This window comes from Paracoccus aestuarii (assembly GCF_028553885.1).
Lineage (GTDB): Bacteria > Pseudomonadota > Alphaproteobacteria > Rhodobacterales > Rhodobacteraceae > Paracoccus > Paracoccus aestuarii.
This window is the reverse complement of sequence record NZ_CP067169.1, coordinates 1633594-1645649: the sequence shown is the minus strand read 5'-3', so window position 1 is coordinate 1645649 and position 12056 is coordinate 1633594. Positions and strand designations below refer to the sequence as shown.

General features: G+C 68.9%; 12 protein-coding genes. 7 read left to right on the top strand and 5 right to left on the bottom strand.

Annotated features, from left to right (window positions below; translation table 11 throughout):
- Positions 1–2 precede the first annotated feature (2 nt).
- Entirely contained in the window at positions 3–389 is a 387-nt protein-coding gene (locus tag JHW48_RS08450) for a DUF4174 domain-containing protein (RefSeq protein ID WP_119885096.1), read from the bottom strand.
- 47 nt (positions 390–436) lie between these two features.
- Here JHW48_RS08450 and JHW48_RS08445 point away from each other — a divergent pair, with 47 nt between their 5' ends.
- The gene (locus JHW48_RS08445; RefSeq protein WP_119885097.1) at positions 437–1099 is read left to right on the top strand and encodes a hypothetical protein; all 663 of its coding nucleotides are present in this window, start codon (positions 437–439) and stop codon (positions 1097–1099) included.
- Here JHW48_RS08445 and JHW48_RS08440 read toward each other — a convergent pair.
- Entirely contained in the window at positions 1065–1262 is a 198-nt protein-coding gene (locus tag JHW48_RS08440) for a hypothetical protein (RefSeq protein WP_119885098.1), read from the bottom strand. The genes JHW48_RS08445 and JHW48_RS08440 overlap by 35 nt on opposite strands.
- Positions 1263–1370: 108 nt before the next feature.
- Positions 1371–1940 carry a DUF4174 domain-containing protein gene (locus tag JHW48_RS08435; RefSeq protein WP_119885099.1) on the bottom strand — a complete coding sequence of 190 codons (570 nt, stop codon included), beginning with the start codon at positions 1938–1940 and terminating at the stop codon, positions 1371–1373.
- A 57-nt stretch (positions 1941–1997) separates the two neighbouring features.
- On the opposite strand from JHW48_RS08435, the gene scpA reads away from it, so the two are divergent.
- Positions 1998–4130: a methylmalonyl-CoA mutase gene (gene scpA, locus JHW48_RS08430; protein ID WP_119885100.1), complete on the top strand. Its 2133-nt coding sequence runs from the start codon at positions 1998–2000 to the stop codon at positions 4128–4130.
- 74 nt (positions 4131–4204) lie between these two features.
- Entirely contained in the window at positions 4205–5494 is a 1290-nt protein-coding gene (locus JHW48_RS08425; protein WP_119885101.1) for a homoserine dehydrogenase, read from the top strand.
- A gap of 72 nt (positions 5495–5566) precedes the next feature.
- Here JHW48_RS08425 and JHW48_RS08420 read toward each other — a convergent pair whose 3' ends face one another.
- The gene (locus JHW48_RS08420) at positions 5567–6493 is read right to left on the bottom strand and encodes a class I fructose-bisphosphate aldolase (protein ID WP_119885102.1); all 927 of its coding nucleotides are present in this window, start codon (positions 6491–6493) and stop codon (positions 5567–5569) included.
- A 200-nt stretch (positions 6494–6693) separates the two neighbouring features.
- On the opposite strand from JHW48_RS08420, the gene JHW48_RS08415 reads away from it, so the two are divergent.
- Complete coding sequence (locus JHW48_RS08415) at positions 6694–6936, top strand: hypothetical protein (RefSeq protein ID WP_119885103.1); 243 nt, start codon at positions 6694–6696, stop codon at positions 6934–6936.
- Here JHW48_RS08415 and JHW48_RS08410 read toward each other — a convergent pair.
- On the bottom strand, positions 6930–8132 hold the full coding sequence (locus JHW48_RS08410; protein ID WP_119885104.1) for a phosphoglycerate kinase: 1203 nt from the start codon (positions 8130–8132) through the stop codon (positions 6930–6932). The two genes, JHW48_RS08415 and JHW48_RS08410, sit on opposite strands and share 7 nt — an antisense overlap.
- Positions 8133–8288: 156 nt before the next feature.
- Here JHW48_RS08410 and JHW48_RS08405 point away from each other — a divergent pair, with 156 nt between their 5' ends.
- The 3 genes from JHW48_RS08405 (at position 8289) to JHW48_RS08395 (ending at position 12041) form a co-directional block, all read left to right on the top strand.
- Complete coding sequence (locus JHW48_RS08405; RefSeq protein ID WP_119885105.1) at positions 8289–8795, top strand: peptidylprolyl isomerase; 507 nt, start codon at positions 8289–8291, stop codon at positions 8793–8795.
- Positions 8788–9417, top strand: a complete 630-nt coding sequence (locus tag JHW48_RS08400) for a peptidylprolyl isomerase (RefSeq protein ID WP_119885106.1) — start codon at positions 8788–8790, stop codon at positions 9415–9417. Before JHW48_RS08405 ends, JHW48_RS08400 begins: the two co-directional genes overlap by 8 nt.
- A gap of 83 nt (positions 9418–9500) precedes the next feature.
- Positions 9501–12041 (top strand): putative PEP-binding protein, encoded by a 2541-nt coding sequence (locus JHW48_RS08395; protein ID WP_119885122.1) that lies wholly within the window; start codon positions 9501–9503, stop codon positions 12039–12041.
- Positions 12042–12056 lie beyond the last annotated feature (15 nt).

The window sequence follows — 12056 nt, the reverse complement described above, 5'->3', positions numbered from 1 at the left end:
GGCTACCGCGTCTCGCGCCGGCGCATGGGCATGGCGTCGATCAGGCCGATGATCCGGTCGGGATCGACCATGCCCGCCTCGGACATCTTGACGCCGCCATCCTTGCCGATCAGCAGCACCTGCAGATCCGACCCGTCGCGCAGCCGCGCCGCATCCGGCCCGTCGGTCAACAGGACCACCTCGCGATCCGCCAGCGCGGACGAGGCCGCCTGGAACGCCGCGATCTGGTCGCGGACCCGGTCGGGCAGCCCCAGGATGACGACCGGCCGCGCCTGCCAGCGCAGGTCCTGCAGCAGGGCATCGGTCAGGGGCGTCACCGGCAGTTCTCCCGCCGCGGCGGGCAGGGCCGCGACGATGGCGCCGAGGGTGGTCATGGTCTTGCGGGTCATGGCGGGCCTCCTGCCAAGGGGACGCGCGGGTGCGCGGATGGGTTCCCATGCCGGGTGCTGAGGCCTGGTTCAGCCCGCAGGTGCTGCAGGCGGTGGTGGCGGGGCTGTTCCTGGCCACCGGCTGGATCGTGGCCGCCGCCCAGACCCGCCGCCGCGACGCCGCCCTGCGCCAATCGCGCGAGGATGACCTGCAGCGCGCCCTGCTGGCCGAGATCCGCGCCCATGTCTTCGCGCTGGAACAGCAGGCCCCCTCGCCCGAGGATGCGCAGGCGCTGATCGCGCGCATCGCTGCGGGGCGCTTCGTGCCCTCGCTGCCCCAGCAGGCCAATGACCGCATCTTTGCGGCGGTGATCGCGGATATCCATATTTTGCCCGCGCCGGTGATCGATCCGGTCGTGCTCTATTACCGGCTGCTGTCGATCATGGGGTCGCTGGCGACGGATCTGCGGCGCATCGCGCGCCATGACGGCCAGCGCGCGGCCCAGATGATGGCGGATTACCTGTCGCTGATGGACGAGACGCGCGAGACGGGCCTGCATGCGATGCGCGTGCTGACCGCCAGCCTGCGTGGCGGCGCGGCCGAGGTGGAACGGATGCTGGATGCCGACGAGGCGGCGGCTGCGGCTGCGATCGCGGCGCGCCTGCCGGGGGATCTGGCGGCGCTGCGCGATCGGCTCAATAGCCGATCTTCGGACCCGAGAGGCCGGTGATGGGACGCAACCCGATGGCCCGGACGATTTCATTGGCGCGGCTGACGGCGCCGGGCTTGGCGTCGCTGCGGACCGGGGCATCGGCCCGGCGCGGCTGCGCGGTCTTGGGCGGCAGGGCGGATGCAGCGGGCGCGGCGCTGCGGTCTGCACGCGGATTGGCCATGATCGAACCCTTTCTGCTGGCGGGCGGCATGCCCGGCTGTTCCCATGATATAGGGAACGCCCGCCAAATCCACAAGTTTCAGGCCCCGCGCACGGGGTTCCGCGGCGATCAGTTGATGACGCCGCCGCGCCCGACCTCCTGCCGGCGCAGGGGCAGCCTGTCGATGGCGCGGCCGATCTCGCGCACGTCCCAAGGGCTGGGGCGGCGGATCTTGACCTGGCCGTCCTTGTCGATCAGCACCAGGGAGAACCCGCTTGGCCGCAACTGCTGGCGCCAGACGGAATTTGCGGCCGGGTCGGTATCGGTGATCACCACCACGTCGCGCATCGCCAGCGCCGCCGATTCGCGGCGCAGCGCCTCCAGCTGCCGCATGAAGGCCGGGTCGCCCGGCGTGTCGGCAAAGACGACCACGGGCCGGCCGGACCACAGGTATTCCTGGGGGCTGGCCTCCTCCGCGCCCAGGATCGGGGCGCCGTCCGGGGTCTGCGACATCGCGTCGGCCTCGGTCGCCTCGGCCTCCGGGACGGGGGCGGGCGTGCTGTCCGCCACCGGGGGCAGCCGCGCCGGGTTCCGCTGTGGCACGGCGTCGCGGGTGGCTGCGGCATCGGGCACGGGCGCGTCGCGACCCGGCCCCATGGCGGCGACCGCCATCGCGAATATCAGGAATTTCAACTTCATCGGCACCTCGTCATGTCTGGAATATAGGGCAGGACGCGCCGCGGGAAAGGATGGATCATGACAAAACCCACTCTGGACGACTGGCGCGCGCTGGCGGCGAAGGAACTGAAGGGCCGCGACCCCGACAGCCTGACCTGGGACACGCTGGAAGGCATCGCGGTCAAACCGCTCTATACCGAGGCCGATACCCAAGGGCTGGACCATCTGGGCGGCCTGCCCGGGCTGGCGCCTTTCACCCGCGGCCCGCGCGCGACGATGTATGCGGGCAGGCCTTGGACCATCCGCCAATATGCGGGCTTTTCCACGGCCGAGGAATCGAATGCGTTCTATCGTCGCGCCTTGGCCGCGGGCCAGCAGGGCGTGTCGGTGGCCTTCGATCTGGCGACCCATCGCGGCTATGACAGCGACCATCCCCGGGTTGAGGGCGATGTGGGCAAGGCCGGCGTCGCCATCGATTCGGTCGAGGACATGAAGATCCTCTTTGACGGCATCCCGCTGGATCAGGTGTCCGTGTCGATGACCATGAACGGCGCCGTCATCCCGATCCTGGCCAATTTCATCGTCACTGGCGAGGAGCAGGGCCATTCCCGCGCCGTCCTGTCCGGCACGATCCAGAACGACATCCTCAAGGAGTTCATGGTCCGAAACACCTATATCTATCCGCCCGAACCCAGCATGCGGATCATCGCGGACATCATCGAATACACGTCGGCCGAGATGCCCAAGTTCAACTCGATCTCGATCTCGGGCTATCACATGCAGGAGGCCGGGGCGAACCTGGTGCAGGAGCTGGCCTATACACTGGCCGACGGGCGCGAATATGTGCGCGCGGCGATCGCGGCGGGCATGGATGTGGATGCCTTCGCGGGGCGGCTATCCTTCTTCTTTGCCATCGGCATGAACTTCTTCATGGAGATCGCGAAACTGCGCGCCGCCCGCCTGCTGTGGCACCGGATCATGTCGGAATTCGAACCCAAGAAGCAGGGCAGCCTGATGCTGCGCACGCATTGCCAGACCTCGGGCGTCAGCCTGCAGGAACAGGACCCCTATAACAACGTCATCCGCACCGCCTATGAGGCAATGTCGGCGGCGCTCGGCGGCACGCAATCGCTGCACACGAACGCGCTGGACGAGGCCATCGCGCTGCCCACAGATTTCAGCGCCCGCATCGCGCGCAACACCCAGCTGATCCTGCAGGAAGAGACGGGCATCACACATGTCGTCGATCCACTGGCCGGGTCCTACTATATCGAGAGCCTGACGGCGGAACTGGCTGACAAGGCCTGGGCGCTGATCGAGGAGGTCGAGGAGATGGGCGGCATGACCAAGGCCGTGGCCTCCGGCATGCCCAAGCTGCGCATCGAGGAAACGGCCGCCCGGCGCCAGGCCCTGATCGACCGGGGCGAGGACGTGATCGTCGGCGTCAACAAGTATCGCAAGGACCGCGAGGACCCGATCGACATTCTGGACATCGACAATGTCGCCGTCCGCGACAGCCAGATCGCCCGCCTGCAACGCATCCGCGAGACACGCGACGAGGATGCCTGCAAAGCGGCGCTGACCGAGATCACCCGCCGCGCGCGTGAGGGCGGCAACCTGCTGGAGGCCGCCGTCGAGGCCGCCCGCGCCCGTGCCACAGTCGGAGAGATCAGCATGGCCATGGAAGATGAATTCGGCCGCCACCGCGCCGAGGTCCGTACGCTGGCAGGCGTCTACGGTGCCGCCTATGAGGGCGACGAGGGCTTCGCCCAGATCCAGCGCGACGTCGAGGCCTTCGCCGAGGAGGAGGGCCGCCGCCCCCGCATGCTGGTCGTCAAGATGGGCCAGGACGGCCATGACCGCGGCGCCAAGGTCATCGCCACGGCCTTCGCCGATATCGGCTTCGACGTCGATGTGGGCCCGCTGTTCCAGACGCCCGAGGAGGCCGCCCAGGACGCCATCGACAACGACGTGCATGTGGTCGGCATCTCCAGTCAGGCGGCGGGTCACAAGACCTTGGCGCCCAAGCTGATCGAGGCCCTGCGCGCGCAGGGCGCGGGCGAGGTGCTGGTCATCTGCGGCGGCGTCATCCCCCAGCAGGATTACGACTTCCTGCGCCGCGCGGGCGTCAAGGCGATCTTCGGGCCGGGCACCAACATCCCCTCGGCCGCCGCCGACATCCTGCGCCTGATCCGCGAGGCGCGCGGCTGACCGGTGGGCGGTTGCGCGTTGCATGACGGCCCGGGGCAGGCTAACACCCGCGAAATCAAGGATGAGAGGAACCCATGTCGTCCCCCCTCCGCCTCGGCATCGCCGGGCTTGGCACCGTCGGGATCGGTGTCGTCAAGATCGTCCAGAAACACGCCGAGCTGCTGGCGCTGCGTTCGGGACGCCCCGTGGCCATCACCGCCGTCAGCGCGCGCGACCGCATGAAGAACCGCGACGCCGACCTCTCCGCCTATCGGTGGGAGGCCGACCCCATGGCCGTCGCCACCGCCGATGACGTCGATGTCTTCATCGAGCTGGTCGGCGGCGATGCCGGCATCGCCCGCGACAGCATCGAGGCCGCGCTGCGGTCCGGCAAGGACGTGGTCACCGCCAACAAGGCGCTGCTGGCCATGCATGGCCAGGACCTGGCCGCCCTGGCCGAAAGCCTGGGCCGCGTGATCCGCTTCGAGGCCGCCGTGGCGGGCGGCATCCCGGTCATCAAGTCGATGACCGAAAGCATGGCCGGCAACCGCATCACCCGGGTGATGGGCGTGATGAACGGCACCTGCAACTACATCCTGACCCGCATGGAAAGCGCGGGCCTGCCCTACGAGGCGGTCTTCGAGGAGGCCCGCCAGCTGGGCTATCTGGAGGCCGACCCGACCCTGGACGTGGGCGGCATCGATGCGGGCCACAAGCTGGCGATCCTGTCGTCGATCGCCTTCGGCACCCAGGTCAATTTCGACGCCGTCGAGATCGAGGGGATCGAGCGCGTCAGCATCGACGACATCCACCGCGCCCGCGACATGGGCTATCGCATCAAGCTGCTGGGTGTCGCGCAGATGACCGCGCGCGGGCTGGAACAGCGCATGTCCCCCTGCCTCGTGCCCGCCGACAGCCCCCTGGGGCAACTGGTGGGCGGCACCAACATGGTGGTCATCGAGGGCGACAGCGTCGGCCAGATCGTCCTGCGCGGCGCGGGCGCGGGCGAAGGTCCGACCGCCAGCGCCGTGATGTCCGACATCGTGGAAATCGCCCGCGGCGTGCGCCTGCCGGTCTTCGGCCAGCCCTCGTCCTCGCTGGTCGCGGCCCAGCCCGCCCGCACCGCCGTTCCCGCCGCCTATTACATGCGGCTGGAACTGCAGGACAAGCCGGGCGCCTTGGCCAAGATCGCGACGGTCCTGGGCGATGCCGGCATCTCGATCGACCGGATGCGCCAATACGGCCAGCACAGCCCGGCCAGCGTCCCGGTCCTGGTGGTCACCCACAAGACCACGCCCGAGGCGATCGATTATGCCATCGAGGCCCTGCCCCGCACTGGCGTCCTGGTCAGCGACCCGGTCGAGCTGCGCATCGAGGAGGTGTGACAAAGGGGGCCACCGGCCCCCTTTCCCATGAAAAGGCGTCGCGCACCCTTGGGGGCGCGTCCGCAAGGTCGCTCAGGCGCCCTTGTAAATGTCGACCAGCTTGCCCAGCATGTCCAGCGCATCCTCGCGCGAGCGCTGAAAGCTGTTGCGCCCGATGATGGACCCGTTGCCACCGCCGTCGCGGATCGCGCGCGCATCGTCATAGACCGCATCCGCGCCCTTCGCCGCCCCGCCCGAGAACACCACGATCCGGCGCCCGCCAAAGCTCGCCTCCATGCAGTGGCGCACGCGGGCCGCCTGCGTGGCGATGTCGATGCCCTTCTCCTCATAGACCTTCTTGGCCTCGGGCAGCATCAGGTGGTCGGTGGACAGCTTGATCTTGATGATATGCGCGCCGATCAGCGCCGCGATCTGTGCCGCATAGGCCGCCACGTCGATCGCCGTCTCGCCGTCCTTGCTGATCGCCTCGCCGCGCGGATAGGACCAGATGACGGTCGCCACGCCCTTGGCGGCGGCCTCCTTGCGCATCTGGACGATCTCCTCGAACATGTCCAAGGCCATGTCCGACCCCGGATAGATCGTGAAGCCGATCGCCGCGCAGCCAAGGCGCAGCGCGTCATCCACCGATGCCGTGATTGCTTGGTTCTTGCCCGCCGTGCCCGACATCAGGCTGTTGGCGCTGTTGACCTTCAGGATGGTCGGGATCTGGCCCGCGAAGGTGTCCGCCCCCGCCTCGATCATGCCCAGGGGCGCGGCATAGGCGTTCAGCCCAGCATCGATGGCCAGCTGGTAATGGTAATGCGGGTCATAGCCCGCCGCATTGGGCGCGAAGGACCTCGCCGGGCCGTGCTCGAAGCCCTGATCCACGGGCAGGATGATCATCTTGCCGGTGCCGCCAAGCCTGCCGGTCATCAGCATCCGCGCCAGCTGGGCCTTCACGCCGGGGGTCTCGCCTTCGTAATTGGCCAGGATGCGGCGCACCGTATCGGTCATCTGCATGACATCTCTCCTCATGGTATGGGGGGTGGATAGCACGCGCCCCGGTCACGGCAATGCTGGTTACGCTAACAAAATCAGCCGCATGCGAATGCCCGCCGCGGCGCGGTGAAAACCCTTAAAATGCAATGCGCATCCCGGTCGAATTTTCGCCGAATTGTCGGCATCATGACCCCAGGGCCGATGCCCGGAAAGGATGACCGATGTCGATCTTGCCGACCCAACCGCTTGCGCCGCCTTTGCCGGTCGGCCCCGTCCAGCCGCTGGACCCGCCCGCGCGCAGCGGCGATCAGTCCTTTCAGGACGGTACGCGCGAACGCACCACCCCGCCGATGAGCTATTGGCAATGGCTGCGCACCATCTCGGCCTATCAGGCCGAGGCGCGGGCCCATCAGGCGCCGACCACCGGCCCGGAACCAGACGGGACCGCGCCGCAGGATCAGTGACGCGCGGCCTCCAGCGCGGCGACGCCGGGCAGGGTCTTGCCCTCCATCCACTCCAGGAAGGCGCCCCCCGCGGTCGAGATGAAGGTGAAATCGCCCGACACCCCGGCCTTGTTCAGCGCCGCCACCGTGTCGCCGCCGCCCGCGACCGAGACCAGCGTGCCCGCGCGGGTCAGGTCGGCCGCGGCCCGCGCCGCCGCCGTCGTCGCCTCGTCGAAGGGCGGGATCTCGAAGGCACCCAGGGGGCCGTTCCAGATCAGCGTCTTGCAGGCGGTCATCGCTTGGGTGATCGCCTCGACCGTCTCGTGGCCGGCATCCAGGATCATCGCATCGGCCGGGCATTGATCCACGGGCAGGGTCTCGGATTCCGCGCCCGCCTTGAATTCCCGCGCCACGACGATGTCCTTGGGCAGGTGGATGCGGCAGCCGGTCTCCTCGGCGCGGGCCAGGATGGCGCGGGCGGTCTCGGCCATGTCGCGCTCGGCCAGGGATTTGCCGACCTCGACCCCCTGGGCCACCAGGAAGGTGTTGGCCATGCCGCCGCCGATGACCAGGTGATCGACCTTGGCCACCAGGTTCGTCAACAGCTCCAGCTTGGTCGACACCTTGGCCCCGCCCACGACCGCCATGACCGGGCGCTGCGGATCGCCCAGGGCGGCGTCCAGCGCCTTAAGTTCCGCCTCCATCAGGCGGCCCGCGCCCGCATGCAGCAGCCGCGCCAGACCCTCGGTCGAGGCATGGGCGCGATGGGCCGCGGAAAAGGCGTCGTTGATATAGACCCCGCCAAGCGCCGCCATCGAGGCGGCGAAGGTCGCGTCATTGGCCTCCTCGCCCGCATGGAAGCGGGTGTTCTCCAACAGGCCCACCTGCCCCGGCTTCAGCGCCGCCACGGCGCGTTTCGCCGGGCCGCCGATGCAGTCCTCGGCAAAGACGACCTCCTGGCCCAGGGCGGCCTCCAGCGCGGGGACGATCTGGCGCAGGCTCATGGCATCGACGCGCTGGCCCTTGGGGCGGTCGAAATGCGCCAGCAGGACGGGGATGCCGCCCTTGGCCTGGATGTCCTTGACGGTGGGCACGATCTTGTCGATGCGGGTCGTGTCGGTCACGCGCCCATCCTCGACGGGGACGTTCACGTCGACACGCGTCAGCACGACCTTGCCGTCAAGCTCCAGGTCGTCGATGGTGTTGAACTTGGCCATGTCGCATCCTCGTATCCATTGGTTGCGAACTTGTCCCGCACGGCGCGGCCAACGTCAACCGCCGCTTGGGCAAAGCCCCGCCGTCACGGTTTCGCGCGTTGCCCTTCGCCGCCCGAGCCCCTAGATCAGGGGACGAACCAGGCAAAGGAGGGCCTCATGGCCGATATCAAGGACCCGGAAAACACCATCATCATCACGCTCAAGGACGGCCCCGTCGTCATCGAGCTGCTGTCCGACGTGGCACCCAAGCATGCCGCGCGCATGAAGGAACTGGCCCGGGCCGGCGCCTATGACAATGTCGCCTTCCACCGCGTGATCGAAGGTTTCATGGCCCAGACCGGCGATGTCGCCAACGCGAACATGGAAAAGGACTACAATCCCGGCCGCGCGGGCACGGGCGGGTCGGACCTGCCGGACCTGCCGGCGGAATTCTCCAAGCTGCCGCATGACCGGGGCACCTTGGGCGCCGCGCGCTCGCAGAACCCCAACAGCGCGAACAGCCAGTTCTTCATCAACTTCAGCGACAACCATTTCCTGAACGGCCAATACACCGTCTATGGCCGCGTCATCGAGGGGATGGAGCATGTCGACAAGATCGCCCGCGGCGAGCCGCCGGTGAACCCCGACCGCATGATCAGCGTGAAGGTGGCCGCCGATGCGTAACCTAGTCCTGATCCCCGCCTTCGTCGCGCTCGGCGCGACCGCAGCCGCCGCCCAGACCGCCAACCCGCAGGTCGAGGATACGGGCGGGCCGAACATGGTGATCGAGGTCGCCGATGCCGAGGGCAATTCCAAGGGCACGATGGTCCTGGACCTGCGCGAGGACCTGGCCCCCAACCACGTCGCCCGCCTGGTCGAGCTGGCGGAACAGGGCGCCTATGACGGCGTCGTCTTCCACCGCGTGATCGAGGGCTTCATGGCCCAGACCGGCGATGTGGCTAATGGCCGCCATGACGGCGACACCTCGATGGCCGGCATGGGCGGGTCCGACCTGCCCGACCTGCAGGCCGAGTTCAGCGATGCGACCTTCGATCGCGGCACGGTCGGCATGGCCCGCGCCATGGACCCCAACAGCGCCAACAGCCAGTTCTTCATCGACCTGGCCCCCGCGCCCTTCCTGGACGGCGAATATACCGTCGTGGGCCAGCTGATCGAGGGCTGGGACGTGCTGGACGCCATCAAGCGCGGCGACGCCTCGGCCAATGGCGCCGTCGAGGATCCGGACTACATGCTGTCGGTCACCATCCAGACCGGCGACGAGGCGGAAGAGGAATCCGAGGGCTGATCCATCGGGTTTGACGAAAAGGGGGCCTCGGCCCCCTTTTTTCGCGCTTGCGGCATGACGCGGCGACCGCCATGCTGCGGCGGATGAACATGCACGACATCAGCGAGGCCACCCAGATCACCCCTTCGGGGCGGATCGACCGCGCGCGGCACGGCTGGCGCGCCAAATGCCTGCAACGGCTGATCCGGATGGAGCTGCCGGTCCCGCGCAGCTTTGCCATATCGTCGGACATCGTGCGGATGATCGCCCAAGGCCGCCGGGTGCCGCCCGACGCGCTGCGTGACATCTTCCACGGCAGCGGGCTGGTCAGCGTGCGCCCCTCGGCGGTGATGCCGGAATGGGGGGGGCCGGGCACGGTGCTGAACGTGGGCATCAACGACGCGCTGCATGCCCGCCTGACCGACCATATCGGGCGCGAGAACGCGGATGCGGTCTATCTGTCCTTCGTCCAGAGCTATGCAATCCATATCGCCCGGCTGGATCCAGACATGTTCACCCAGGACGGGCCGGATGCGCTGGCCGAGGCGCTGCGGCTCTATCGCGACCAGACGGACGAGGCCTTTCCCCAGGATCCGGCCGAACAGCTGTCCGAGGTGCTGCGCAGCATGGCGCGGGCCTGGGACGGCCCGACCGCGCGGCTGCTGCGCCAGGCCAAGGGTGCCCCCGCCCACGCCCCCCTGGGCCTCGTCGTGCAGGAGATGGCGCTGGCGCTCGGGCCCGGGCTCTGCGGGACGGGGACGATCCAGTTCATCGACCCGGTGACCGGCACGCCCCGCGTCACGGGCCGCTTCCGCGGCCAGCATCACGGCGGCGCGGTGGGCCAAGGGGCCGAGACGCTCTATCTGACGCGCGACGATCGCGGCCCCGCGCTGGAGGATACCGCCCCCGAGATCTTCGCCGATCTGGTCCGCTTTGGCATCGCCGCCCGCGAACGCCTGCGCGAGGAGATGCAGATCGAATTCGTGGTGACCGGCGGGCGGATCAGCGTGATCGACGCGACCCGCGTGGCCCGCGGCAGCCGCGCCGGCGTGCGCATCGCCGTCAGCCTGGCCCGCGACGGCATCATCCCCCCGGAGGAGGCGCTGATGCGCGTGGAACCCCGCGCCCTGGCCGACCTGCTGCATCATCAGGTGGACCCGCGCGCGCCCCGCGACGTGATCGCCCGCGGCATCGATGCCAGCCCGGGCGCCGCCACCGGGCGCATCGTCTTTTCCGCCACCGCCGCCCAATCGGCCCAGTCCCGCGGCGAGGCCTGCGTGCTGGTCCGGCGCGAGACCGTCCCCGAGGATATCCGCGGCATGCATGCCTCGGTGGGGGTGCTGACCGAACGCGGCGGCACGACCAGCCATGCGGCGGTGATCGCCCGCGGCCTGGGCCTGCCCTGCATCGTCGGCGCGACCGGCCTGACCATCGACCCGCGCGCCCGCACCCTGCGCATCGGCACCCGGACCCTGGCCGAGGGCGACGAGATCACCATCGACGGCAGCTCGGGCGAGGTTCTGGCGGGGGCTGCGACCCTGCTGCCGCCCGCGCTGGACGACGCCTTTACCCAGCTGATGGACTGGGCGGCCGAGGCCGGGGGCCTGGGCGTGCGCGCCAATGCCGACACCCCCGAGGATGCCGAGACCGCGCGCCGCTTCCAGGCCCAGGGCATCGGCCTCTGCCGCACGGAACACATGTTCTTCGATGCCGACCGCCTGCCCGCCATGCGCGAGATGATCTTTGCCGACACGCCCGAGGATCGGCGCCTGTCGCTGGACCGCATCCTGCCGATGCAGCGCCAGGACTTCACCCGCCTGTTCGAGATCATGGCCGGCCTGCCCGTCACCATCCGCCTGTTCGATCCGCCTTTGCATGAATTCCTGCCCCATGACCGCGAGGGGCTGCGGGAACTGGCCGAATCGATGGACCTGCCTTTGTCCGACGTGACCCGCCGGGTCGAGGCGCTGTCGGAATTCAACCCGATGCTGGGGATGCGGGGGGTGCGCCTTGGCATCACCATCCCCGAGATCTACGAGATGCAGGCCCGCGCCATCTTCGAGGCGACGGTCGATGCCAGCCGCCGCGGCGCCCCCGTCGTCCCCGAGATCATGATCCCCCTGGTCAGCGCCATGCGCGAGGTCGAGCTGGTCAAGACCCGCGTCGATGCCGTCGCCGCCGCCGTGCGCAACGAACGCCGCACCGATTTCACCTATCGCTTGGGGGTGATGGTCGAAACGCCCCGCGCCGCCCTTCGGGCGGGCGACATCGCCGCGCATTCGGCCTTTCTGTCCTTCGGCACGAACGACCTGACCCAGATGACCTATGGCCTGTCGCGCGACGATGCGGGGCGGTTCATGGGCACCTATGTCGGCCAAGGCGTCTATGCCGAGGATCCGTTCCACGTCCTGGACCGCGACGGCGTGGGCGAGCTGATCCTGACCGGCGTGCAGCGCGCGCGCGAGACCAAGCCCGGCATCACCATCAGCGTCTGCGGCGAACATGGCGGCAATCCCGAATCCATCGCCTTCTGCCATGATGCCGGGGTGGACTATGTGTCCTGTTCGCCCTTCCGCGTGCCGGTGGCGCGACTGGCCGCCGCGCAATCGGCGATCCGGGGCGGCGCGATTCCCCCGTCGCAGTGATTCTCAACCGCAAGT